At 59.2% G+C, this 23,613-nt stretch carries 21 protein-coding genes and 3 pseudogenes; 16 read left to right on the top strand and 8 right to left on the bottom strand.

Features of this window, described 5'->3' with window-relative positions:
* A partial coding sequence (ligD, locus tag IC37_RS04170; protein ID WP_095920340.1) for a DNA ligase D occupies nt 1–1,954 on the top strand: 1,954 nt, incomplete at its 5' end.
* Nucleotides 1,955–1,997: 43 nt separating this feature from the next.
* On the opposite strand, the gene IC37_RS04165 is transcribed toward ligD, so the two are convergent.
* Together IC37_RS04165 and IC37_RS04160 are read right to left on the bottom strand one after the other, a co-directional pair.
* Complete coding sequence (locus IC37_RS04165; protein ID WP_030128970.1) at nt 1,998–2,279, bottom strand: DUF3303 domain-containing protein; 282 nt, start codon at nt 2,277–2,279, stop codon at nt 1,998–2,000.
* 212 nt (nt 2,280–2,491) lie between these two features.
* Nucleotides 2,492–2,893, bottom strand: a complete 402-nt coding sequence (locus IC37_RS04160; RefSeq protein ID WP_008073195.1) for a hypothetical protein — start codon at nt 2,891–2,893, stop codon at nt 2,492–2,494.
* A gap of 393 nt (nt 2,894–3,286) precedes the next feature.
* On the opposite strand from IC37_RS04160, the pseudogene IC37_RS04155 reads away from it, so the two are divergent.
* From IC37_RS04155 to arsN2, 3 genes and pseudogenes are all read left to right on the top strand, one after another.
* Nucleotides 3,287–4,160 (top strand): annotated as a pseudogene (locus IC37_RS04155) (DNA/RNA non-specific endonuclease).
* Between the two features lie 111 nt (nt 4,161–4,271).
* Nucleotides 4,272–4,433 (top strand): DUF2986 domain-containing protein, encoded by a 162-nt coding sequence (locus tag IC37_RS04150; protein ID WP_081729292.1) that lies wholly within the window; start codon nt 4,272–4,274, stop codon nt 4,431–4,433.
* 575 nt (nt 4,434–5,008) lie between these two features.
* Nucleotides 5,009–5,458: an arsenic resistance N-acetyltransferase ArsN2 gene (gene arsN2 / locus IC37_RS04140; RefSeq protein WP_030128969.1), complete on the top strand. Its 450-nt coding sequence runs from the start codon at nt 5,009–5,011 to the stop codon at nt 5,456–5,458.
* Nucleotides 5,459–5,740: 282 nt separating this feature from the next.
* Here the strand turns inward: arsN2 and phnE (IC37_RS04135) are convergent, their stop codons facing one another.
* The 5 genes from phnE (IC37_RS04135) to IC37_RS04115 all read right to left on the bottom strand — a co-directional run bounded on the left by phnE (IC37_RS04135) (nt 5,741) and on the right by IC37_RS04115 (nt 9,435).
* Nucleotides 5,741–6,508 carry a phosphonate ABC transporter, permease protein PhnE gene (gene phnE, locus IC37_RS04135; protein ID WP_030128968.1) on the bottom strand — a complete coding sequence of 256 codons (768 nt, stop codon included), beginning with the start codon at nt 6,506–6,508 and terminating at the stop codon, nt 5,741–5,743.
* Nucleotides 6,505–7,332: a phosphonate ABC transporter, permease protein PhnE gene (gene phnE, locus IC37_RS04130; protein WP_030128967.1), complete on the bottom strand. Its 828-nt coding sequence runs from the start codon at nt 7,330–7,332 to the stop codon at nt 6,505–6,507. Before phnE (IC37_RS04130) ends, phnE (IC37_RS04135) begins: the two co-directional genes overlap by 4 nt.
* On the bottom strand, nt 7,326–8,123 hold the full coding sequence (locus IC37_RS04125; RefSeq protein ID WP_030128966.1) for a phosphonate ABC transporter ATP-binding protein: 798 nt from the start codon (nt 8,121–8,123) through the stop codon (nt 7,326–7,328). The genes phnE (IC37_RS04130) and IC37_RS04125 overlap by 7 nt, the downstream gene beginning before the upstream one ends.
* Nucleotides 8,120–8,971: a putative selenate ABC transporter substrate-binding protein gene (locus IC37_RS04120; RefSeq protein WP_030128965.1), complete on the bottom strand. Its 852-nt coding sequence runs from the start codon at nt 8,969–8,971 to the stop codon at nt 8,120–8,122. Before IC37_RS04120 ends, IC37_RS04125 begins: the two co-directional genes overlap by 4 nt.
* A 245-nt stretch (nt 8,972–9,216) precedes the next feature.
* The gene (locus IC37_RS04115) at nt 9,217–9,435 is read right to left on the bottom strand and encodes a hypothetical protein (RefSeq protein ID WP_030128964.1); all 219 of its coding nucleotides are present in this window, start codon (nt 9,433–9,435) and stop codon (nt 9,217–9,219) included.
* A gap of 62 nt (nt 9,436–9,497) precedes the next feature.
* Here IC37_RS04115 and IC37_RS04110 point away from each other — a divergent pair.
* A pseudogene (locus tag IC37_RS04110) lies at nt 9,498–9,587 on the top strand (proline racemase family protein); the annotation flags it as partial.
* Between the two features lie 106 nt (nt 9,588–9,693).
* A complete protein-coding gene (locus IC37_RS04105) occupies nt 9,694–10,707 on the top strand; it encodes a GlxA family transcriptional regulator (protein ID WP_177409372.1) in 1,014 nt (337 codons plus the stop codon).
* Nucleotides 10,708–10,804: 97 nt separating this feature from the next.
* On the opposite strand, the gene IC37_RS04100 is transcribed toward IC37_RS04105, so the two are convergent.
* Nucleotides 10,805–11,185, bottom strand: coding sequence for a RidA family protein (locus IC37_RS04100; protein ID WP_030128962.1), 381 nt, complete (start codon nt 11,183–11,185; stop codon nt 10,805–10,807).
* Nucleotides 11,186–11,280: 95 nt separating this feature from the next.
* On the opposite strand from IC37_RS04100, the pseudogene IC37_RS04095 reads away from it, so the two are divergent.
* From IC37_RS04095 to IC37_RS04050, 10 genes and pseudogenes are all read left to right on the top strand, one after another.
* A pseudogene (locus IC37_RS04095) lies at nt 11,281–11,523 on the top strand (LysR family transcriptional regulator); the annotation flags it as partial.
* A gap of 194 nt (nt 11,524–11,717) precedes the next feature.
* Nucleotides 11,718–12,938, top strand: coding sequence for a hypothetical protein (locus IC37_RS04090; protein ID WP_030128960.1), 1,221 nt, complete (start codon nt 11,718–11,720; stop codon nt 12,936–12,938).
* A 37-nt stretch (nt 12,939–12,975) separates the two neighbouring features.
* Nucleotides 12,976–13,608 (top strand): PQQ-binding-like beta-propeller repeat protein, encoded by a 633-nt coding sequence (locus tag IC37_RS04085; RefSeq protein ID WP_030128959.1) that lies wholly within the window; start codon nt 12,976–12,978, stop codon nt 13,606–13,608.
* Entirely contained in the window at nt 13,605–13,898 is a 294-nt protein-coding gene (locus IC37_RS04080; RefSeq protein ID WP_256580651.1) for a DUF2238 domain-containing protein, read from the top strand. The genes IC37_RS04085 and IC37_RS04080 overlap by 4 nt, the downstream gene beginning before the upstream one ends.
* Before the next feature lie 732 nt (nt 13,899–14,630).
* Nucleotides 14,631–15,737, top strand: a complete 1,107-nt coding sequence (locus tag IC37_RS04075; RefSeq protein WP_371916305.1) for a diguanylate cyclase domain-containing protein — start codon at nt 14,631–14,633, stop codon at nt 15,735–15,737.
* Nucleotides 15,738–15,740: 3 nt separating this feature from the next.
* Nucleotides 15,741–17,072 (top strand): glycosyltransferase, encoded by a 1,332-nt coding sequence (locus IC37_RS04070; protein WP_030128957.1) that lies wholly within the window; start codon nt 15,741–15,743, stop codon nt 17,070–17,072.
* Between the two features lies 1 nt (nt 17,073).
* Nucleotides 17,074–18,036 (top strand): hypothetical protein, encoded by a 963-nt coding sequence (locus tag IC37_RS04065; protein WP_030128956.1) that lies wholly within the window; start codon nt 17,074–17,076, stop codon nt 18,034–18,036.
* Between the two features lie 6 nt (nt 18,037–18,042).
* Nucleotides 18,043–19,158: an HlyD family secretion protein gene (locus IC37_RS04060; protein WP_030128955.1), complete on the top strand. Its 1,116-nt coding sequence runs from the start codon at nt 18,043–18,045 to the stop codon at nt 19,156–19,158.
* Between the two features lie 7 nt (nt 19,159–19,165).
* The gene (locus IC37_RS04055; protein WP_030128954.1) at nt 19,166–20,113 is read left to right on the top strand and encodes an NAD-dependent epimerase/dehydratase family protein; all 948 of its coding nucleotides are present in this window, start codon (nt 19,166–19,168) and stop codon (nt 20,111–20,113) included.
* A gap of 296 nt (nt 20,114–20,409) precedes the next feature.
* Entirely contained in the window at nt 20,410–23,610 is a 3,201-nt protein-coding gene (locus tag IC37_RS04050; protein ID WP_158225649.1) for a glycogen debranching N-terminal domain-containing protein, read from the top strand.
* Nucleotides 23,611–23,613 lie beyond the last annotated feature (3 nt).

Here is a 23,613-nt window from a genome sequence, read left to right as displayed (position 1 = left end):
ACCCGAACTGGCGACGTTGGTGGAATCTGCGCCGAGCGGCGAATGGAGCTATGAGATCAAATTCGACGGCTACCGGGTCATGGCGCGCATCGACCACGACGAGGTCAAACTCTTCACTCGCAATGGTCACGACTGGACCCACAAATTACCCGGACAAGCCGAGGCACTGGCAGCGCTGGGCCTGGAGTCGGCCTGGCTCGACGGCGAAATGGTGGTGGTCAACGAACAGGGCGTTCCGGATTTTCAGGCGCTGCAAAACGCGTTCGATTCCGGCCGAAGTGGCAGCATCGTTTATTACCTGTTCGACTTGCCCTACCTCAACGGTGTGGACCTGCGCGAAGTACCCGTCGAGGAGCGCAGGGCGGCGCTGGCGACCGTGCTCAAGCCCAATGACAACCCGCTGTTGCGATTCTCCGACGCCTTCGGCGAATCCCCGGAGGCCTTGCTCAACAGTGCCTGCGAAATGCAGATGGAAGGGCTGATCGGCAAGCGCCTGGGATCGCCTTATGTGTCCCGGCGCACCAGTGACTGGATCAAACTCAAGTGTAAGCATCGGCAGGAATTCGTCGTGGTCGGCTTCACCGACCCCAAAGGTGCACGCAGTGCCTTTGGCGCGTTGTTGCTGGGATTGCACGACCGCGACAGCGGTGAATTGCGCTATGCCGGCAAGGTTGGCACCGGGTTCAACGAGGCGACTCTCAAGCGCATTTATGAGCAATTGAAACCGCTGCAGACGAAAAAGCCATCGGTGGTCAATCCGCCTAGCGGTTTTGAAGCCAAGGGCGTGCATTGGCTCAAACCCACACTGCTGGCGGAAGTGGCCTTCGCCGAAATGACCAAGGACGGCTCGGTGCGCCACGCCGTGTTCCATGGTTTGCGCGATGACAAGCCTGCCGAAGAAATCACCGAGGAGGTGCCGAAAACCGTGAACACTTCAGCCTCGAAAACATCAGCCTCGAAAACCGCCGCAGCAGAATCCGCGGCGAAGAAGAAATCCGTCGCCGAGAAACCTGACGCCGCCGAGCCAAAAACCGCCCAGTCGACTGTCGCGCCGTCGCAGATAGGGCTGGCCAGCGGCAAGGTGCGCATCACGCACCCGGACCGGGTGATCGACGCCAGCAGCGGCACCACCAAGATGCAACTGGCGGAATACTACGCCAGCGCTGCCGAATGGATTCTGCCGCAACTCAAGGACCGGCCGGTGGCGCTGGTGCGCGCGCCGGACGGCATCGCCGGTGAACTGTTCTTTCAGAAGAACGCCGAACGCCTGGCCATTCCGGGGATTGTTACCCTGGACAAGGAACTGACAGGCCAACCGGTGATGATCATCAACAACGCCAAAGCGCTGATCGGCGCGGTGCAGATGAGCACGGTGGAACTGCACACCTGGAATGCCACGTCAGTCGATCTGGATAAACCCGACCGTTTTGTCCTCGATCTCGACCCGGATCCGGCGCTACCCTGGAAAAGTATGATCGAAGCGACTCAGCTAACCCTCACGGTGCTGGATGAACTGGGGCTCAAGGCGTTTCTCAAAACCAGCGGCGGCAAGGGGATTCACCTGGTGGTACCGCTGACCCGCAAACACGGCTGGGACGAGGTCAAGGACTTCAGCCACGCGATCGTCAGCCACATGGCCAAATTACTGCCGGATCGCTTTTCTGCGGTGTCCGGCCCGAAAAACCGCGTCGGGCGTATCTTCATCGATTACCTGCGCAACGGTCTGGGCGCCACCACTATTTGCGCCTACGCCGTGCGCACTCGCGAAGGTCTGCCGGTGTCGGTGCCGATCTTTCGGGAAGAGGTTGCCGAGCTCAAGGGCGGCAATCAATGGAACGTGCACAACGTGCATGAACGCCTGGCCGAAACCGGTGACGAACCCTGGGCCGACCTGAAGAAAACCCGACAGACGATTACTGCCGAAATGCGGCGGCGGGTCGGGATGAAAAAGTAGTGAATCAGAAGGAAGGCGGCGAGGGCACTCGCCGCCTCGTCGACTATTGCTTGCCGAGTGCGGTAGCCAGCAGCGGCGCCGCCTGTTCATCGGTCAATGCGGCGTGGACTTCCATGCTCATGAGGTCGCTCCATTCCAGCACCCACTTCTGAATCGACACCGGATCATCGGCTTCTGCAATGCCAAAACCACTCGAGCCACCGACGGCGTGCCAGCGCCCCAGCATCTTGACGCCTGCAGGTGGCGCGCCACCGGTCTTGAGAAAGCGTTCGATCGCGCTATTACGATGTTGCGGACTGATGGACCAACTGACGATGAATAACATCTGCCACCTCCTGCTACGGATTGGCACCTTTATCTTCGCGCACCTGGCTGGCGCCGGGGCCACGGTCACGCCTGTGTTTCCAACTCCATCCTGGCTGGCCTGAAAACCTTTCTCCCATGAAAAGGCATAGCAGCGGCCCGCGTTTTGCGTACGACCGCTGATCCTCTTTCAGGGCATTTGAAACGAACATATCGGGATAACAGTGCAAACCATCAGGCATCACGCAACAAGTCGTTGGCATTGAGCAGCTCGTAGGCAATCTCCGGGCGCTTCTCCAACCCGCGTCGAATCGCCGCCGGAATCGACTGACGGGTTTTGCGACACAGGCCCGGCAGTTCGCCGAGGGTGATGTTGATGCCGCGCATGGTGCGCACTTCATTGAAGCCCGGGACGATCTCCACGCGCAGACCCAACTGCTCGTACATCCTGCGTTGCAGACGCTCCAGATCGCCGAGGCTCTGGAGGTTCTCCAGGCGCTCGACCAAGCGCTTTTCCTCCGACCGGGTCAGGCTCAGGATGCGCAAATCCGCGCCGGGGGTTTCCAGCAATGGCTCACGCTCGCAGATGCAAGCTCCGGGCGGGCAGGGTTGGCGGATCGGAAGAGAGGTCGTCATGGGGTTCAATCATAGAGCGCTATGATCGGGTTTGCCCATGGGGTTGTTGTGCCGTTGAGCACGATGTCTATATCCCGGGCTTGCTGGCCTCGGCTGGGTTTATCGCGGATCTGGTAGCTTTCTGGCCGTACTCTACCGGTCGCTTCTTCGACGAGCATTGGTAAGTCGAATGTAAACGCTACTCAGCACTAAAGTGACTTGTGATGGTCAATAAATCCCGCAACGACCATCAGCAGTCGTACTGCTCGGAACCGACCGGATCCGCATCGGCATTTTGATCAAGGACAGTGAAAGCATGCTTGCCGCAATTTAATCAGCAACCGCCTCCACCTGGTTCCGTGAATCGGGACTCGTCGTACGTTTACCCCTCAATCCTATTCGAAGATTTAAAGCATGCACCTACGCAAAATTGCAGTTGGGCTGTCGGCCCTTGTTTTGCTCTCGACCGGGGCAGAAGCCCGCAGTCTGCTGGATCTCCTCAAACCGCCCACCCAGCATCAGGAACAAGTATCCCGCTCCGGCTCGGTCAGCCAGAGCGCGGCCCTGGGCCTCTATTCAAACATACAGAAACAGGCATCGTTTGACGGCTGCGCAGAGCTGTTCCCGGCTGCGAAACCCATCAACATGGCCACTGTGCCTGCAACAATGAAACCCCTGGCCCTGTGTTCCGACAACTTTGCGGTGCTGTACTCGCAAACCAGCAAGACGCCATTGGTAGTGGTCGAACGCCTTAATGCCGCCCAGCTGCAGGATGCCAAAGGCGAGGAGCGCACCAACCAGTTTTACCCGGACCCACGCATCCCCAAGAGTGGGCGGGCAGAAGTTGAGCGACTACCGTAGCCAACATCCGGCTGTGGACCGCGGCCATCAATCCCCGGCAGCCGATGCACCGAACCCCAATGCAATGGCCCAATCCTTTGCACTGTCGAACATGGTGCCGCAAGACCCAACCAATAACCGGAAGATCTGGAGTAAGGTCGAGTCCGATGTCAGGAAATTTGCCAAGCGAGCCGATGGTAATGTTTTTGTCTTTACCGGCCCGCTCTTTGACTCAGGCCACACCACCATCGGCGACAACAAGGTCTGGGTGCCGACCCGCCTGTTCAAGCTGGTTTACGACGCGTCGTCCAAGCGTGCCTGGGCCTACGTACTACCCAACGCTGAAACTCGCATCGAGAGACCGATGGACTATGACGCTTTCGTGAAGAGTACCGGGCTCAAATTGCTTGGAAATCTACCGGTCACCGGTTCCGTAGGGCGCTCTTGATGGCTTGATGAATCGCACCCCAAAGGCTGGATGCAACCGATGGGGTGTTTCATCCAGGCCCAATATTTTAAGCTGATATCATTCAAGCGCTTACAAACCGAGTAGAAAAATATGAATCGTCGTAAAAAAATAAAGCAGTTATTAAAGGCTCACGCCAAAAAGGCTAGTGCCAAATTGGCACCGCCAAGCAAGTCCAAATACATTAGTAAAGCTGACCGATTGAAGCTGGCTGCTGAATCCAGTCACGACTCAATCATTTCTTCTGAGAGCTGATCTATGTAGCTCATGGCACGCCTCACCCAGAAGCGAACGCGCGACATCCAGCACAGCATTCCACAGGTCGGCGCTCGCCTTGTCCTGATCGAGCTGAGATGAAATGACTGCGGCGGTCGAGGAAGCCTGAGCGCTGTCTTATGCAGATGGCCAAGTAAGTGGCTCCAGCCGCTTATCGCTCACCTCCTGAATTTTATTCCCGCGTATGGGCTGACGAGAGCCTATCTCGTCTCCCGGTTGTGTGCCTTTCATCGTTTCCGGAGAAAGGCCGTTGAGCTCTACCAGACGAGTGTTGATGTCTTTACGAGTTTGCTTCCAGTCTTGCATGGGATTCTCACAGGGATATGGAGGGTGGTGATTACAGTGATGTTTAAAACTCGCAAACAAGCTGCCATCCAGTTGGTAGGCGAACGACGTATTCATGCTGATTGTTACTATCAACACAATCGAAGAAAGGGTGCGGCCTCGTCTTTGGCAACAGAACGCGGCCAATACCGCGTCGCCGACAGGCGACAATGCTGCAGCGGCCAAGTCTGCTAGCCTTGAGGGCTTTGGCGGCTGTAGAAGGGCTGATAATGCAGATGTTTAAAATCGAGGCGAACGGATTGATTCAGCTCCGTGAGGCTCTGAGTCAAGCAGCATTGCCCTTTGATGATGTAAGCGACCCGGGTCGGCAGTTTTTCCGTTTTGAGATGGACGGAAAATGGATCGCGTACGGTGGTCTGGAGGGGGCTGGTCAAGACATGCTGCTTCGCTCACTGGTCGTTTGTGAGTTGTATCGCGGGAAAGGGCTGGGCAAAGCTGTGCTGTCTGAGCTGGAACGATATGCTGCTTCCCAGGGTGCGCTTCGGTTGCACTTGCTAACTCAAAGCGCTACTGGATTTTTTACAACCAATGGGTATGAAATTTTCGATAGGGATGAAGCGCCGCTCGCTATTCGTCAAACCGCCCAGTTCAAGCATTTGTGTCCTGCGTCGGCAGCCTATCTACGAAAGTCGTTAGGCACCGCGGTGGTTTCGGAGTAGTCCGTTCAGGGAAATGAATCCGTCCCCTTTGCCCCAGCGTCAAACCAAGGTTTCGGCGAGAGCGGGGCCTCTGTGTGTTCCGAATGGAATTGCGCGCAAAGGTGCAGTACCTTGTATTTGTAGCATCCTCGCGTCGCAGTCCTGTCCAGGTTGAGAGGTGGCCTTCATGAACAACATCATCTACATCGTTGGGGTAATTGTGATCGTCGTGGTTATCTTGTCGTTCCTCGGGTTCGCATAGCTTCGAAGACCCACTGAACGATTGCCGGGCGCCGAAAGCAGTCAAGCCTTGACCCAGCGTTGACGGCTCCAACTGCTCAATGTATCGACGGCGAATACCAGTAACAGCATGGCCAGAATTACCGTGCTGGCTTGCGCTTCCTGGAACAGGCTGAGGCTGACATAGAGCATTTGGCCCAAACCACCTGCGCCGACGAAGCCGAGCACACTGGCCATGCGGATATTGTTTTCCCAGCGGTACAGGACGTAGGCCAGTAGCTGCGGCAACAGGTTGGGCAGTGTGCCGTAACAGAAAGCCCATACGGGGTTGCCGCCCTGCAGGCGAATGGCTTCGGCGGGTTCTGGTGGGGTGTTTTCCAGCGCTTCGGCGAACAACCGACCAAGTACGCCGGTGGTGTGCAGGGCTAATGCCAGGGTACCGGCATTGGGGCCGAGACCGGCGGCAAGGACCATCAACGCGGCCCACACCAGTTCCGGCACCGCGCGCAAGGCGTTGAGCACCAGGCGCGATGCGCTCTGCAATGGCCAGCCGAAGCGCCCGGCCGCGGGCAATGCCAATAGCAGACCGAGTACCGCCGCGAGCAGGGTGCCAAGGGCGGACATGGCAATGGTTTCCAGGGCGCCGTGGCCGATGGCTTGCAGATGGCCGGGGCTCAGGTCCGGGCTGAGAAAGCGCTGCGCATAAGCGCCCATCTGCTTCAAATTGCCGGTGCCGCCCAGCTCACCGAGGTCGATGCCCAGGTAGCTGAACGAGGCGATCACCGCGGCGCCGATGCAGAGCAGCAGTGCCAGATTGATCAGGCGATTCATGTCAGCCTCCAGCGTAGCAGTCGGCTGAGTTGATCGGCGAGCAGCACCAGTACGAGAAACGTCAGTAACAAACTGGCCACTTCACCGCCGGCGAACATGCGCAACGACAGATCCATTTGCTGGCCCAGACCGCCGGCACCGACAAAGCCCATCACCACCGAGGCGCGGATTGCGCATTCCCAGCGGTACACCGTGTACGAGAGCAGTTCCGCAGCGACATTGGGCAGGATCCCGTAGAAAAAGGCTGCGAGCCGACCGCTGCCCGATTGCAGTAGCGCGTGGGCCGGACGCTGGTCGACCGACTCGAAAATTTCCGCGTAGACCTTGCCCAGCATGCCGCTGTAGGTAATGGCAATGGCCAGTACCCCGGCAGTCGGACCGAGGCCGACGGCGCGCACGAACAGCAGGGCCCAGACGATTTCCGGCACGCTGCGCAGGAAGATCAGTAAACCACGTACAGGCCAACGCAGCAGCTGACCCCAATAGCTCGGATGGCCGGCGCGAGAGGCAGCAGACAGCGACAGAGCACGGCTGGCCAACAGGCTGGCGGGGACTGCCAACAGCAACGCCAGGGCCATACCGGCCGTGGCGATGGCCAAGGTCTGCAGGGTGGCTTGCAACAACAGCTCAATGAACTCTTCGCCATGGGCCGGTGGCCAGAAGGCTGATACAAACCGGCCCATCTCGCTCTGACTGTCACTCGCCACCAGCACGCTGAGGTCCAACTCGCTGAAGTGGATGCCCGGCCACAGCAAGGCAAGGGCCAGCAAGGTGAACAGCAGGCGGGGCCGGGTGGCGGGATCTCGGGTATCACGGGTCAGCATCGGGGAATCTGCACACTCAAGGGCGCCGGAGCAATCGGTGGGGATTGCAGTTGTTCGTTGGCGTAGAGCTTGTCGAGCAACTCTCCGTCGACTTCGCTGGCCGCAAGGTCGAACAGGATCTGTCCATCACGCAAGCCGATGATGCGCGAAAAGTGCGCCAGGGCCAGCTCCACCGCATGCAGGCTGGCGACCAGGGTGACGTTGTGCTGCCGGGCATGGCGACAGAGCACCGAGAGCGTGTGCTGGGCCAACACCGGGTCCATGGCCGATACCGGCTCATCGGCCAGCAACACCTCGGGTGCTTGATATAACACGCGGGCAATGCCCACGCGCTGTAGCTGCCCACCGGACAGTTGCTGGCATTGCGCGAACAACTTGTCACTCAGGTCCAGCCGGGCCAATGCCGCGCGTGCGCCCGGAATATCCAGTGGATGCACCAGGTTCAACAGGCTCTTGCCCAAACCCCACTGACCCAGCTTTCCGGCCAGAACCGCGGTGACCACACGCTGGCGCGGTGGCAGGGGAGGCGACTGATGGATCAGGCCGATGCGCGCGCGCAGACGCTGGCGCTGACGGGCAGAAAGCTGCCAGGCTCGCTCGCCGAGCACTTGCAGCTCGCCGCTACCCGGTCGCAGGGCGGTGGCCAGTAGATTGAGCAGGCTCGACTTACCCGCGCCGGACGGGCCGATGATAGCGACCTGTTCGCTTGCACCGATGTGCAAGTCCACGCCACGCAGCGCTTGAACGCCGTTGGCGTGGGTAAGGCTGACCTGGGTCAGACGCAATGTCATTTGAGCAGTTCGGCGGCGAGGGCGGCTTCCTCGATGCCCTTATAGTTCTCAGGTTTGGTTTCGATGAACTGGCTGGCGGCCTGCAGATCCAGAATTTCCTTGTCCGCAGGCTTCGCCGGATCGAGAGCCAGGAAGGCTGCCTTAATCTTGGCCGCCAGCGCTGGGTCGAGGGTTCCGCGCACCGTCCAGTTGTAGTCGAAGTAGGCCGGAGTGGTCGCAAACACTCTGACTTTGGTGGTGTCGACCTTGCCGGCAGCGACCAGTTTTTCCCACACGCTGGCGTTCAGTACCCCGGCGTCCACTTTGCCGGCCTGGACCCAGGCGACAGTGGCGTCATGGGCGCCGGAGTAGCCCACGCGACTAAAGTAAGTTTCAGGCTTGATGCCGTCCTTGAGCATAAAGTAGCGCGGCATAAGACTGCCCGACGTGGAGGACACCGAGCCGAATGCAAAGGTCTTGCCCTTGAGATCGGCGAGGGACTTGACGGCAGGGTCGGCGGTGATGAATTTGCTGGTGAATTGGGCGTCCTGTTCGCGCTGTACCAGCGGAATGGCATTGCCGGTTTTCAGGCGTGCCTGCACGAACGTGAAGCCGCCCAGCCAGGCCAGGTCGATGCGGTCGGTGGCCAGCGCCTCGACCACGGCCGGATAGTCGCTTACGGGCACGAACTCGACCTTCATGCCCAACTGTTGTTCCAGATAGGCGCCAAGCGGCTTGAACTTGCGGAGCAGTTCGGTAGGGGCTTCATCGGGAATCGCGCTGACTTTCAGGGTGTCGGCGGCCTGCGCCAACAGGGTGCAAAATGACAGAGTCAAGCAGGCAGTCATTGCCAGGGTGCGCTTGAGCATGGAAGATCTCCGGTGTATTAACGAAAGAATGTCGAGGCGCCTGACACAAGCCGATGCTGCTGGCGCTTTGTGAGGGTAGACGAAAGGAGCGATATTGACCGGTTTTGGCCCAATTGCAATCTGTTGCATCGACCGGTTGAATCCAAAACTCAAAGCGGTCAAATATCGGAGCGCATAACCCCGTTTGTGAGATCACCCTCGGCCAGCATCTGCATCATGATGTCTCTCGCCCCTCCGGCATTTTGCTAATTACCGTCCGCCACTTTACGTTCTATCTCCGCTACTTTTCGCCGGAGTTCTTCAGCCTCCCGCTCCTGGTTTCGCGCTTCATCTAAACTTTCGGCGTCACTGTCGCTGTCCTCAAGCTCTCTTTCGACCACATCGACGGGTTTGCCCGACGTATCGGCAGGCGGGACGTTCGAGGTCGTTTCTGATTCGTCGTCATTAACATCATCATTGTTCATTTCGCTCACCTCCATTGGCCTACACATTAGATACAGCGGTATGGAGGGAGTTCGGGTTTTCAAGTATTTGTGGCTGGGCCCGGATCACCGGCCACAATACGATTTTCGTCGATGATAAAGACCCGCTTCGTCACGGCTTTCAACTAGCCTGATCGGTCGCATAATGGTGCTAGGGATTTTTGAGCTTCTGCAGGTAGCATGACGCTTTATTAGCGCACCAAATGACAGGTTGGTTAACGTAGCCGAGTGGGTCGAACATTGATCGAACGACGTCAATTCAGCGGAGGCATGAAAGGAAAAAACCTCCGCTATCTGAATGAAAACACTGGCGAGCCTGCTCGAATGACTCGGGCAGGCTTTTTGCTGCTCGAGCATTTCTCGCTGCCCGCGTTCACGCAAGCACTGGACACGATTGTCACCGCGAATCTTCTGCGCCCCGGGTTGTTCTCTTCCCGAACGTTCGGCTTGAATGAGGGGGAGGTCATCAGCGACCTGGGCCTGGTCATTCGGCCGGATGCACGCATCGATTCTTCAGCGATTCACAACCTGGACCTGCTGGTCATTTGCGGCGGCTACAGGACAGAACTGAAGGCGACGGATGAGTTCATCAGCCTGTTGCGAGCGGCGGCAGATCAGGGCGTCAGTCTGGCGGGGTTGTGGAACGGTGCATGGTTCCTGGGCAGCGCAGGCTTGCTCGATGGATACCGTTGCGCCATTCACCCCGAACATCGTCCCGCACTCGCGGAAATCTCCAAGGCGACGCATGTCACCAGTGAGCCCTATGTCATCGATCGAGACCGGCTCACCGCTTCCAGCCCCTCTGGGGCATTTCATATGGCGTTGGACTGGATCAAAGAACTACACGATAAAGCCCTGGTCGAGGGTATCGAGGACATTCTTGCTTTCGAAGAGTCTCGCTATAGGCGCATCAAACCGGCTGAAAATATTTGTGTGAGCGCGCCGTTGCGAGAGGTGGTCAAGCTGATGGATGCCAACCTCGAAGAGCCTTTGGAGCTGGAGCAGCTGGCGGTCTACGCGGGTCGTTCCCGGCGACAACTCGAGCGCTTGTTCAAGGAACAGCTCGGGACAACCCCGCAGCGATATTACATGGAGCTGCGCATCACTGAAGCGCGTCGACTTCTCCAGCACACAGAGCTGTCACAGGTAGACGTGTTGGTTGCCTGTGGCTTTGTGTCGCCCAGTCATTTCAGCAAGTGCTATAGCTCGTACTTCGGCTACAGGCCTTCCAAGGAAAAACGGCTCGTTAAATAATCACTGCTTTTTTGCGTACCGGTGAGGATCTCCCTGAATGAGTGATGCCCGGTGGTGGACACTCGTTGGAGCAGGGCCACCGGACATGTCCGCAGACTCAGCCCTTGGCCGCCATCGCGGTGACTTCCACGCGCATCCCTTCGACCGCCAGGGACGCCACGCCAACGGCGGCGCGAACCGGCCACGGCTTGGCGAAGAAGCGCTTGTAGACTTCGTTGAAAGCGGCGCGGTCGGCCATGTCGGTGAGGTAAATGGTCAGATGCAGAACCCGATCCATCGAACTGCCGGCTAGCTCCAACGCTACCTTGAGCGCTTGCAGGGTGCATTCACTCTGCAGGGCGATATCGCCCAGCTCCAGACTGCCATCGGCGCGGGTAGGGATTTGAGTGGAGACCAACAGGCCGCCGAAACCGGCGACGTCGGAGGAGATGGATTCCGGGTCTGGGTCGGGGAGAAAGGTGATGTCGTGGTTTGCCATGGGGGATCTCTTGCTTGAGGTGGTGAAGGGCGGTGTATGGGCCGGCTGTCAGTTTACAACGCGAGAGCACTTCAAGCGTCAGCTAACGAGTGAGGCGGCTGGCTCAGGCGGGGATCGCCCAACGTACGGCGATGTCCTGCGCCAGCATCGCGGGATTGCGGGCGGCGGCGTTGGCTGGTTTCGCGGTGGCGCCGATGACGGTCAGTCAATTGGGGCAGGGACTGGCGGCTCTGGGTGCGGAGCAAGGGTTGCCGGATTTGCCGGATGCGCAGTTTCGGTTGTTTACCTCTGCTCAAGCGGATCAGGCGATCGTGGCAGCGCTCTCTCAGCTCATTGTTATTGCTCCACGCGAAGGGCTTGAGCGTCTGGGTCGATTACTGAGGCATTGCTCAACCGCGACGCACGTTTCGAACGCAAGCTCCTACAATCAAGTAAGCAGCTCCCCATAGCGGATCGGCGTGCGGCTAAGCGGTCGTGAGATAGACTGATCAGCGGGCATCGGACGGTGGGGGTGGCAGGTGGCGCGCTTCAGATGGATTCGCTGATCACGGCGGCGGCCCGTGCGCTCGCGGCGGGTGATCCCCTCGGCGCGCTGAACCGCATCGCCTTGCGCGACGATGCGCCAGCCCTCGCGCTTCGCGGCATCGCGATGGCGCAGTTGGGCGACCTTGTGCGCGCGAAGGCACTGGTACGCAGTGCCGCACGTGCCTTCGGGCCGAAGGAGGCTCTGGCCCGCGCGCGATGTGTCCTCGCCGAGGCCGAGATCGCGCTCGCCTCGCGGGATCTGACTTGGCCGACCAAGGCACTCGATGCCGCTCGGGCGACGCTTCAGGCGCACGGCGATTGGGTCAACGCCGCCCATGCGCGGTACCTCGAGATCCGCCGCTTGCTGCTGATCGGGCACCTCGACGAGGCCGAACACCGGCTCGCCGAACTCGATCCGACGCCGTTACCTCCCGCATCGAGGGCGATCTACGAACTGGTCGTGGCGGGGACCGCGATGCGCCGCCTGCAAACAAAGAGGGCGCGCGCTGCACTTGAACGTGCCGAGCGGGCCGCACAACGCGCCGGTATCCCCGCGTTGACGGCAGAGATCGAAAGCGCTTCCCGCATCCTCGACACACCGGCGGCGCGGCTGATTGTCGGTGGCCAGGAACGGCCGCTGCTGCTCGATGAAATTGAAGCGTTATTGGCATCCCCCATGCTGGTCGTGGACGCGTGCCGGTATGTCGTGCGCGACGCTGGCTCGGCGGTTTCACTCGCCCGGCGTCCGGTGTTGTTCGCGCTCGCCCGGGCGCTGGGCGAAGCGTGGCCCGCCGACGTGCCGAGGGAGACACTGATTGCGCGAGCCTTTCGGATGAAAGTCGCGGATGACTCCCATCGCGCGCGGTTGCGCGTCGAACTCGGGCGGTTGCGCGGGGCGCTGCACCTGATCGCCGATGTAGTCGCAACCTCGCGAGGGTTTGCGCTGGTGCCGCACGTTGCGCGTGACGTCGTGGTGCTGGCGCGGCCTGTCGAAGAGCCGCATGCGACGCTGCTCGCCTTCCTCGCTGACGGCGAGTCGTGGTCGAGTTCGGCCTTGGCGTTGGCGCTTGGTGCCAGTCAGCGCACCGTGCAACGAGCCCTCGACACACTGGTGACTGCCGGCAAAGTGCAGTCATTCGGTCATGGCCGGGCACGTCGCTGGATGACCCCGCAGGTTCCGGGATTCGCGACGGTATTGTTACTCACGGGATTGCTGCCGGCTGACTAGCATCGACTTCACCACCCTAGTGAACGAGGAGCAAGACATGAAACATTCAACGGCCGAAATCATCCGCGAATACGGACCCTTTCCAGGCGTCGACAGCGTGCACGGCGTCACCCATGACGGCCAGCAGGTCTGGTTTGCCTCCGGCGCCAAACTCAACGCTCTCGATCCGGCGAGCGGCAAGACGCTGCGCTCGATCGATGTCGCCGCCCATGCCGGCACAGCCTTCGACGGCCAGCACCTGTTTCAGATCGCCGAGGATCGCATCCAGAAAATCGACCCACAGACCGGGCGTGTGCTCTCCACCATCCCCGCGCCCGGCGGCGGTGGCGACTCGGGGCTGGCATGGGCCGAAGGGACGCTCTGGGTCGGTGAATATCGCGAGCGCAAAATTCATCAGGTCGACCCCCAGACCGGGGCAGTGCTGCGCACCCTTGAGTCCAACCGCTTTGTCACCGGGGTGACCTGGGTTGAGGGTGATCTGTGGCACGGCACGTGGGAAGGTGACGAGAGCGAGTTGCGGCGAGTCGATCCGGACACGGGCGAAGTTTTGGAGAGCGTCCGGATGCCGGCTGGCGTCGGGGTCTCGGGACTTGAGTTCGATGGCCACGACCGGTTTTTCTGTGGCGGCGGCAACAGCGGGAAGGTGAGGGCAGTGCGCCGGCCTGAATAAGCCTTTGCGGCGCAAGTCCGGGTCGTACTACACCCGTGCGCTGGTGTCCTACGACCTCGGCGTTCTATGAAATCGTGGAATGGAGAGGTGGGCAGTACCTGGGAAAAGACACGGCGAAGGCTTTTGTCGCTGCACAAAATGACCCATGGGACTCTCAGGTCGACACGGCGCTGGCAGTGGCAGGTGCGTTCTTCACGTCATTGGTTGTCTGGTTCCGGCGACGGTTGTTTCATCGAAACGCTCAATTAAATGCCCTCAAAAAAATTCATGAAATTTATAGAGTGTTTTAATTGAATGATGTCGATAAGCCGCTAATGTAAAGTTGATGTAACACTTGGAGTGTACGTGCAGTAGTTGTTTTGCCGACGAATAGCGTTGAACTTATTTGATCTTGAATAGTATCACTGTCATTGCAGTGTGCCTGCAATTTGTCAGGTGTTTTTATCTGATAACAAGACGCATTAAGGCGCAGTTGAATTGCGCTGTATATTCATACAAATCAGTTTTTTATCTGTCGTAATTTAGGAATAAGCTATTGAATTTAAATAATTTTATTTTGGTTATTTGCTTAGTGTTTAATGGTATTAATAATTGCGAGTCATTATGTTGGGTGGCAATATTTTGGCGATGGCGGTGTCAAAAAATAACTCTATAATTAGTCGGGCATTTTTCTGACGGGGTGCTAGTGTTGGTAATCTTGTGTTGGATCACACTTGGTTGCTTCTTAGGGGGAGTGCATCATGTCGACTCCAAATCCTCGTATTGCAGTTTTCGGTCATAAGGTTTCCAGTTCTAATATTCCGGAGATTGAACACTTTTCGGATCTAAGCAGTTTGTTGGCTGCACCCATATTCGATGTTCTATTGCTTGATATGCCAGCGGCTTATGCCGGGCGAGTGTTGCGCAAATTGCGCTCGACTCCAGCGTATCGCTACCAGCTCGTTTATTGCTGTCGAGACCAGGACAGCTGGTGTGAAGCGCTGGGCGATGGCGCATGCCCTGCCGAAACAAGCGAAATAAAAATGTTGTGGGAGATTTGGCGAGAACGCTTCAACCTGTTCCGGCAGGGTTCTGCGCCCGAGCGGTTTGAAAGTCGGGTGCTGTCTTGGCTGTGGTTGCGTGCCGACGCCCATGTGTTTGCCCTGCGCGACCCCGAAGTCCCCCAGCATTATCGCTATCCGCTGCTTGAAGCACTGGCGGATGCCGAGCAGGTCAACCCGTTTGTCTGGCTCAGTCTGATGGTGCAGCACGACTGGCTGGAAGAGGGCGTGCTGGTCGATCGGGTACGTCTGTGTTCGGACTGTGGTTCGGGGCGCCTCAATTACATTGATGTGTGCGCCGAATGTCAGGCGATGGACATTTCCCGGCAACCTTCATTGCACTGCTTCACCTGTGGTCACGTGGGTCATCAGGAGTCGTTTCTCAAGGATGGCCTGTTGCTGTGCCCCAACTGCCTGAACCGTTTGCGGCACATCGGCAGTGACTACGACCGCCCATTGGAAAACTACCGCTGCCGCTCATGCCAGGCGTTTTTTGTCGACGCCGATGTGCAGGCGCGCTGCCTGGATTGCGGCTTGTCACACGCGCCCGACAAGTTACGCATACGTGAAGTTCGAGACTTTCGTTTGGCGGAAGCGGGGCGCTTCCGTTGTCGCCAGGACTTCAACGATCGATCGATCAACCATTTCGGCCGCCTCAATTTATTGGGCGGCAAGGATTTCTATGAGCTTTTGACCTGGCAGCTGCAGGTGGTGCGTCGTTACCAGCAGCCGGCGTTCTCACTGATCGGCCTGCGCTTCGTCAATCTGGCCGGTACGCTGGCGCGTCTTGGCGAGCACCGCGGGCATGCCTTCATCGATAGCCTGACGGATCGGCTGAAAGAATCCGTCAGGGAAACCGATCGCTGCTCGCGAAGCACCGAAGAGTTCTTCTGGATCATGCTGCCGCACACGGATGGCAAAGGGCTGGAGTTTGTCACCCAGCGTTTGGGCCGGGTCGCCGAGTTGTTTTCCGCTCCGGAGGTCAGTGACATTTCCCTGCGCGTCGTCAGTTTCACGGCCCCCGGGGATTTGCTCGAAAAAGAAGACGGTGAGCTGCTGCTGGCCCGTCTTGCCAGTGAGTTGATTTAAGCCATGAGCCCGTTGATGGAGCAACTCTACAGCATGCTCAGTGCAATCATGGGGACGGACGGTTTGAGCCGGTTGTTCTACATGCTCTTTCCGTTGTTTCTGGTGTTTGAATTGCCGCTGACGATCATGGTGCTGCTCGGCGTATTGCGCTGGTTTGCCCGTCGGCGCACCAGCGTGCCGAAGACCAGTCTCTATCGGCCCAAAGTCTCTTGCATCATCACCTGCTACAGCGAAGGGATGGATGTCCAGACCACGCTGTTGAGCCTGTGCGAGCAGACGTACCCCGGTCACATCGAGATGATTCCGGTAGTGGACGGAGCCACAGTGAATCACCCGACGCTCAGCGCCGTTCGCCGTTTTAATGTGGACCCGCTGTTATACCCCAGGCGCCATTTACGCCCGATCGCCAAATGGCAAAGGGGCGGACGGGTGTCGTCATTGAACGCCGGCCTGTCCCACGCCAGCGGTGAAATCGTCATGGCGCTCGACGGCGATACGTCCTTCGACAACAACATGGTCAGCGCCATCGTGCGCAATTTCGAAGACCCTTCGGTGCCTGCGGTCGCCGGCAGCCTGCGGGTGCGCAATGTCTGGGGCTCCTGGGTCACAGCGATGCAGGCGCTGGAATACGTGTTGTCGATTCATATGTCGAAAATCGGTCTGGCTGAATGGAACCTGGTGAATAACGTCTCGGGTGCCTTTGGCGCTTTCCGTCGCAGTTTCCTGGTGAAAATCGGCGGCTGGAACACCCACACCGCGGAAGATCTGGACCTGACGCTGCGCATCAAAAGCTACTTCAAACGACATGGAGATTTGAGGATTCCGTTCGAGCCGGAAGCTATAGGGCACACCGATGCACCGGCAACCCTCAGTCAGTTTCTGATGCAGCGTTTGCGCTGGGACGGCGATCTGTTTTTTCTGTACGTCAGAAAGCACAACCACAACATCAACCCGGATTTACTGGGCTGGCGAACCTTCCTGATGATCCTGGTCAGTGGCTTCTTTTTTCAGTTGGTGCTGCCGTTCATCATCTTCATCTACACCTTGCTGGCCTTATTCATTCTGCCGGGCAAGACGTTGTTGTTTCTGTTTGCGCTGATCTACCTGCTGTACCTGTTGATCACCATGCTGATGTTCGGCGCCATGTTGTCGATGGTGTCCGACCGACCTCGACAGGACGTGACCCTGGGGTTGTTGGTGCCTGTCTTCCCTCTGTTCATGCTACTCATGCGGTGCTGGAGCGCAGTGGCCATGCTCAACGAGATGTTTCGTCGTGGCCATGAAGAAACCTCGATGGCGCCGTGGTGGGTTCTTAAACGAGCCACGAGGTTTTGATATGCGATCGGTACTTCTAGCCTTGACGCTGTCGCTGCCCCCTGCGGCGCTCGTCGCACAACCGCTGGTCCTTCAGGATTTGATCGACAAGCAGCAATCGGATCCCATGTTTCGCGCCGACGAAGCCGACCTGCGGCAACCGCGCTTCTTGCTGGCGTCCACATCAGCGGCAGCGCCGAAGGCAGGGGCAGGGGCGGGGACGAGCTCAGGCAAATGGTCCCAGGCCAGTTATGTCTGGGACAGCGAAGCGTTGCTCGATCCTGATCGGCGTGAGGCGGAGCTACAGGCGTTGCGCAAGGCCGGGATGGACAAGATTTACCTCGGCCTCAAGGGCGCACAGGTCAATGACCTGGTCACCACCCGTCGACGGCTGGAGCAACTGCTTCAGGACGCGGCCCGAGAAGATCTGCAAGTGAGTCTGTTACTCGGCGATTCGAGCTGGATCGAACCGACGGACCGCCACCAGCTCAGCGATTTATTGAAGAAGTTGAAGGGGCTTGCATTCAGCAGCCTGCATCTGGACCTCGAGGTCGAACAACTGGGCATGCCAGTCCCGGATCAGCGCCTGAAAAACTGGCTCGATACCTTGCGCATGGCGTCCAGCGAGAGCCCATGGCCGGTGGAAATATCCAGCCATCATCGCTGGTTCGCTGAACCGAAGCCTGGGCAAACCTGTGTGCCGTGTGCGCTTCCCGACGCCGGTGTGCGTCAGGTCAGCCTGATGATCTACACCCGCAACCCGAAAAACAGCGCACGCATGACGGAGCAGATCGCCCAGCGCTGGCCGGCGCTGCAGTTTCGTTTGGCCCAAAGCACAGAGCCCGAATTGCCAGCCACGGAAAGCTGGGCTGGCGCATCGACTGAACAGTTGAAACATCAGGCCAGCGCCTGGCGCGAACAATTGCAACCACGGGGGGTTGCCGGTATCGACTGGCAGGCCTGGCGAGACTTCCCCAAACGGTGAGCCGTCATGAAAATTCGTTTCGATAGTCGCAAAGAATTGAACCCCACCCAGGAACAGGGCTTGAGCGTGCTGTACGCACCGAGCAAGCGCATGGCCTTTCGCGCACGCTGGTATTTGATTCTGTTGCTGGTTGCCAGCCCCTTGATCTGGCTCGGTGGAAAGCTGGCGTACAACATGCTGATGATCGACGCACCGGCGCAATTGCGCCTGCCGATTTACGAGGTGCGCGCGCGCGACGCCGGCCGGGTCGATCAGCTGTTTGCAAAGGCCGGTGAGCAAGTCCAGGCCGATCAGATGCTGGTCACTCTGGACAACCCGGAATGGCGGGCCCGACTGGCGCAACTGGCCGCCATGCCGACCAAGGCGACGGGCACAGGCAAAGGCACTGCCCAATTGGGCGGCCGCGAGCGTCAGTTGCTCAAGACCCGAATCGGCAGGGCGGAACAAAAGATCGTGGAACTGGAGTATCTGGCTGACCGCGGCGCGGCCGCTCGCGGTGAGGTGCTGGCAGCGCAGTCGGAGCTCGACGGGTTTCGAGCGGACTTGTTGGCCTTCGAGCGCCGCGAGCAACTGGCGCGTCAGGCGCCCCCAGGGCTTGAGCGCGAGATCGTTCAGCAGAACGCCGAACAGCAATGGTTGAAGACACGTCTCGCCGCGTTGTCGATCAAGGCGGGGCAGAGCGGCCGGATAGCGGAGGTGTTGGTGACCCCGGGCGAAAACGTCGGCGCCGGCACACTGTTGATGCGCCTGGAGCGGCTGGAGGATCCGTTGCTATGGATTTATCTGGAACCGCTCAACATCAGTTACGCCGCGATTGGTCAGCCGTTGCGCGTGCGCATGCCGGACGGCCAGTGGCTGGCGGCTCACGTGGTTCAGGCAGTAGACAGCGCCGGGCGCACGCCGACGGTGCTGCGCGGCCCGTTTGCCGCCAGTGAGATGGGCTTGCAGGTCGCCGCCCGGTTTGATGACCCGCTGCCGTCGCGCTGGCGAATCGATCAACTGCCGTTGAATGTTCGCTTCCCCACCGATTGGCAAGAGATGTTCAGTGCCGGCCGGGCGTTGATGGAAAAAGTCGAGGAGTTCGTCGCGATGGATCGACCTACAACCACTACTCCAGAGTGAATTTGCCATGTCTGCTGATCGAATTCTTGTGACGGGTGGCGCGGGCTTCATTGGTTCGCACCTGGTCGAGGCCTTGCTTGAAAACGGCTATGGCGTTCGGGTACTGGATGATCTTTCAACCGGCAAACTGGCGAATCTGCCGGTGGATCGTGCGCATTTGAGCCTGATAGTCGGGGATGTCGCGGACGCGCCGACAGTGGAGCGTGCCCTGAAAGATTGCAGCGCGGTGGTGCATCTGGCCGCGGTCGCCTCGGTTCAAGCCTCGGTCGAAGACCCGGTCGCCACCCATCAAAGCAACTTCATCGGGACGCTGAACATCTGCGAAGCCATGCGCCAGGCTGGCCTGAGAAGGGTCGTGTTCGCCTCCAGCGCCGCCATCTATGGCAACAACGGCGAGGGCACGGCCATCACCGAAGACACGCCCAAAGCCCCGTTGACGCCCTATGCCGCGGACAAACTGGCCAGTGAGCATTTCTTTGATTTTTACCGCCGCCAGCATGGTCTGGAGCCAGTGATACTGCGCTTCTTCAACATTTACGGACCGCGCCAGGACCCTTCATCGCCTTACTCCGGGGTCATCAGTATCTTCAGCGAAAGAGCCCAGAAACACCTGCCCGTCACCGTGTACGGGGACGGCGAACAGACCCGGGATTTCGTCTACGTGGAGGACCTTGTAAAGGTGCTGGTACAGGCAGTGAAAGAATCGGGGCCGAGCGGCGAACCGGTCAATGTCGGTTTCAACCGCTCCACCAGCATCAACGAGTTGGCGGCCACATTGAGCACGCTGCTGGGTCGGCCTCTGGCGTTGAATTACGCAGCCCCGCGCTCCGGCGATATCCGCCATTCCCGGGCCGATAACCAGCGTTTGCTCGAGCGTTTTCGGTGCACGGAGCCGACCTGTTTTGCCGATGGTTTGGGTCAATTGCTCAGAAGTCTGGAGAGCGGCGACCGCTGAGCACCCGGGGCGTATTACCGGATGGAACTGTTGCAGCAGGCGCACCGTCAATCGAGGACAGGGCCACCAGACCTGATTGTGTGAGAAGTAGAAGCACTGGAGGCAATGCCAGTCAGTTAAGCCGCGCAACCTGTGGGAGCGGGCTTGCTCGCGAAGACGGCGATACAGTCAACATTGATGTTGCCTGACACACCGCATTCGCGAGCAAGCCCGCTCCCACAGGGGATTTCGCTTAACTGACTGGCATTAAGCGCTGGAGGCCTTAATTCTTCGACCCCATGACGGAGGGCCTCTCCATGAGGATCGCTCAGATCGCGCCGCTTACCGAACGTTGTCCGCCCCGTTTGTACGGTGGCACTGAGCGGATCGTGTCTTACCTGACCGAAGAACTGGTGCGCCAGGGACACGATGTCACGCTCTTCGCCAGCGGCGATTCGCAAACCTCGGCACGTCTGGAGTCAGGCGCGCACCAGGCCCTGCGGTTCGATCCACGCATCAAGGACGGGGCGCCTCATCACATCCTGATGCTCGATCAAGTCCTGCGGCAGGCGGATCAATTTGACGTGATGCATTTTCATGTCGATATCTTCCATTTTCCGTTGATTCGACACTTGGCCGGGCGCAGCGTGACCACGCTTCACGGGCGTCTGGACATTGCGGACTACCAATCCTTTTACCCTCACTTTCCCGAGGTACCGCTGGTCTCGGTGTCCAAGGCGCAACGCAGCCCGGTGAAGGGTGACGTCAATTGGGTGGGCAATGTCTATCACGGTATTCCGGGCGATCTGCTGGCCTTCAACCCCGAACCGACTGGCGACTATCTGGTGTTTCTGGGGCGTATTTCTCCTGAAAAGCGCCCGGACCGGGCCATCGAGATTGCTTCGAAGGCCGGGCTGCCATTGAAGATCGCGGCCAAGGTCGACAAGGCTGATCAGGTTTATTGGGAAGAAGTCATCGCACCGATGATCGCGTCCCATCCGAATGTCGAATTTCTCGGCGAGATCGATGAGTCCCAAAAGGCGGACTTGCTGGGCAATGCCCGCGCCTTGATCTTTCCCATCGACTGGCCCGAGCCGTTCGGTCTGGTCATGATCGAAGCCATGGCCTGCGGCACGCCAGTGATTGCCTTTGGTCAGGGCTCGGTGCCGGAAGTGATCGACGAGGGCGTGTCCGGTTACATCGTCGATGGCGTCGCAGGGGCGGTGGCGGCGGTGCAGCGGTTGGCAGAGCTGGATCGGCGAAGGGTGCGGGCCAGGTTCGACGAACGGTTCACGGTCGAGCGCATGACCAATCACTATCTGGAGTTGTATCGCCATCTGACGGCGGGCAACAGCTATGGCCATCCCACCACGCCCTTCGATATTCCGGCCACTGCATCGCTGCAAGAGTTGCGGTTGCGCAACCTGAAAAACAACGACACCTTCGCGGTGTTCGATCCCAATGGCGACGTGCTGTTTGCGGACGACAGCCCGCAAGGGATTTTCCATACCGATACCCGACACCTGTCCGGGCTCTATCTGACGCTTAACGGCGCGCGGCCGCTGTTGCTCAGTTCTACGCTGCGTGACGATAACGCGATGCTCACGTGCGACCTGACCAACCCGGATCTATTCGACGCCCATGGTGAAAAAATCCTGCACCACGATTTGATCCATTTGCGTCGCTCACGGTTCTTGTGGAAGGGTTCCTGCTATGAACGCCTGACCCTGCGCAATTTCGACGATTCGCCCCAGCATCTGCAATTGAGAATCCAGTTCGCGGCCGACTTCAAAGACCTGTTCGAAGTTCGCGGCGCCCGGCGCCCGCAACGCGGAGAGGGGCACCGGGCAGAGATTACCGATGAAGAGGTGGTGCTTTCCTACACCGGCCTGGACCACAAACGGCGCATGACCCGCCTGCGTTTCGCCCCGGTGCCGGCCAGCCTGACCTGCGATTCGGCGTTGTTCGAGGTCCGTCTGGCCCCGGGGGAAAGCCAGTCGCTGTTCATGGACATCAATTGCGGCGTGCAAAACCCGCCGTTTACGGTGCGCCACGGGTTCTTTATTTCATTGCGCGATGCCCGGCGCGAGTTACGCACATTCTCTTCGCGGGCAGCCTCTGTGGTGAGCTCCCACGATGTGTTCAACGAGGCGGTCAGCCGCAGCGTTTCCGACCTCTACATGCTCATGACCAAAACACCCGAGGGGCTGTACCCCTACGCCGGCATTCCATGGTTTAGCACCGTTTTCGGACGAGATGCGCTGATCACGGCATGGGAGATGCTGTGGTTCGATCCTGGTATTGCCAAAGGCGTGCTCGGGCATCTGGCCGCCAATCAGGCAACCATCGTCGACGCCCACGCCGATTCCGAGCCCGGTAAAATCCTGCACGAAATAAGATTGGGAGAAATGGCCGAATTGGGCGAGGTGCCGTTCCGACGCTACTACGGCAGCATCGATTCCACGCCGCTATTCGTCATGCTGGCCGCCGCGTACCTGGAGCGCACCAATGATTTGGGCACAGTGCGTCAGCTCTGGCCGAATATTGAGGCGGCGCTGACCTGGATCGAGGAATACGGCGACCGCGATGGCGACGGTTTTGTCGAGTATGGCCGGCAGTCCGCCGAGGGGCTGATTAACCAGGGCTGGAAGGACAGCTACGATTCGGTTTTCCATGCCGATGGGCAACTGGCCGTGGGCCCGATTGCGATTGTCGAAGTTCAAGCCTATGTGTATGGCGCCTGGACCGGTGCCGCCAAAATCGCCCGTCGGCTGGGTGATCCGGAGCGGGCACAACGCCTGAAATACAAGGCTCAACGCTTGCGCGAAGAGTTCGATAACCGCTTCTTCGACGAAGAACTGGGCACTTATGTATTAGCCCTGGACGGCAACAAGAAGCCCTGTCGAATCCGGACCTCCAATGCCGGCCATGCCCTGTTCGCGGGCATCGCTTATCCGGAACGGGCGGCATCGGTCGTCAGCACGCTGATGGACCGCTCATCCTTTTCCGGCTGGGGCGTGCGCACCGTCGCATCTTCCCAGGCTCGCTATAACCCGATGAGTTATCACAACGGCTCCGTCTGGCCCCACGACAATGCGCTGATCGCCGCCGGCTTCGCCCGCTACGGTTACCGCCGGGACGCGGCGCGGATTTTCGAAGGCCTGTTCGCCGCGTCGACCTATATCGATCTGCGGCGCTTGCCCGAACTGTTCTGCGGCTTTGCCCGGCAACGTACCCAAGGGCCGACGTTCTATCCAGTCGCCTGCATGCCCCAGGCCTGGGCCGCCGCTGCGCCGTTGTCGATGATTCAGTCGTGCCTGGGGATGAGCTTCAGGCCGAGGAAACTCAACATCCTGTTCGACGAACCGGTGCTCCCGGCGTTTTTGGACACCATCGCCTTGAGGCGTTTGGCAGTGGGTGCTGAATGTGTGGACTTGATGCTCAGGCGTTCGGGGGAAAACGTCATGATCGAAGTTCTCAATCGCCAAGGCCCGGTGCGGATCCTGAGTACCAGTTAGCAA

This window comes from Pseudomonas sp. QTF5 (assembly GCF_000512695.2).
GTDB lineage: Bacteria > Pseudomonadota > Gammaproteobacteria > Pseudomonadales > Pseudomonadaceae > Aquipseudomonas.
The sequence above is the reverse complement of the archived record's forward strand: the minus strand, read 5'-3'. Positions and strand labels throughout refer to the sequence as shown.

Bases quoted from the DNA above. Each gene is read 5' to 3' on its own strand.
- IC37_RS04085 (WP_030128959.1), top strand. From the start codon at position 12,976: ATGAAACATTCAACGGCCGAAATCATCCGCGAATACGGACCCTTTCCA.
- IC37_RS04165 (WP_030128970.1), bottom strand. From the start codon at position 2,279: ATGTTATTCATCGTCAGTTGGTCCATCAGTCCGCAACATCGTAATAGC.
- IC37_RS04050 (WP_158225649.1), top strand. From the start codon at position 20,410: ATGAGGATCGCTCAGATCGCGCCGCTTACCGAACGTTGTCCGCCCCGT.
- IC37_RS04100 (WP_030128962.1), bottom strand. From the start codon at position 11,185: ATGGCAAACCACGACATCACCTTTCTCCCCGACCCAGACCCGGAATCC.
- IC37_RS04060 (WP_030128955.1), top strand. From the start codon at position 18,043: ATGAAAATTCGTTTCGATAGTCGCAAAGAATTGAACCCCACCCAGGAA.
- IC37_RS04090 (WP_030128960.1), top strand. From the start codon at position 11,718: ATGGATTCGCTGATCACGGCGGCGGCCCGTGCGCTCGCGGCGGGTGAT.
- IC37_RS04055 (WP_030128954.1), top strand. From the start codon at position 19,166: ATGTCTGCTGATCGAATTCTTGTGACGGGTGGCGCGGGCTTCATTGGT.
- phnE (WP_030128967.1), bottom strand. From the start codon at position 7,332: ATGCTGACCCGTGATACCCGAGATCCCGCCACCCGGCCCCGCCTGCTG.
- IC37_RS04115 (WP_030128964.1), bottom strand. From the start codon at position 9,435: ATGAACAATGATGATGTTAATGACGACGAATCAGAAACGACCTCGAAC.
- IC37_RS04070 (WP_030128957.1), top strand. From the start codon at position 15,741: ATGAGCCCGTTGATGGAGCAACTCTACAGCATGCTCAGTGCAATCATG.
- phnE (WP_030128968.1), bottom strand. From the start codon at position 6,508: ATGAATCGCCTGATCAATCTGGCACTGCTGCTCTGCATCGGCGCCGCG.
- IC37_RS04075 (WP_371916305.1), top strand. From the start codon at position 14,631: ATGTTGTGGGAGATTTGGCGAGAACGCTTCAACCTGTTCCGGCAGGGT.
- IC37_RS04150 (WP_081729292.1), top strand. From the start codon at position 4,272: ATGAATCGTCGTAAAAAAATAAAGCAGTTATTAAAGGCTCACGCCAAA.
- IC37_RS04160 (WP_008073195.1), bottom strand. From the start codon at position 2,893: ATGACGACCTCTCTTCCGATCCGCCAACCCTGCCCGCCCGGAGCTTGC.
- IC37_RS04065 (WP_030128956.1), top strand. From the start codon at position 17,074: ATGCGATCGGTACTTCTAGCCTTGACGCTGTCGCTGCCCCCTGCGGCG.
- IC37_RS04120 (WP_030128965.1), bottom strand. From the start codon at position 8,971: ATGCTCAAGCGCACCCTGGCAATGACTGCCTGCTTGACTCTGTCATTT.
- IC37_RS04125 (WP_030128966.1), bottom strand. From the start codon at position 8,123: ATGACATTGCGTCTGACCCAGGTCAGCCTTACCCACGCCAACGGCGTT.
- arsN2 (WP_030128969.1), top strand. From the start codon at position 5,009: ATGCAGATGTTTAAAATCGAGGCGAACGGATTGATTCAGCTCCGTGAG.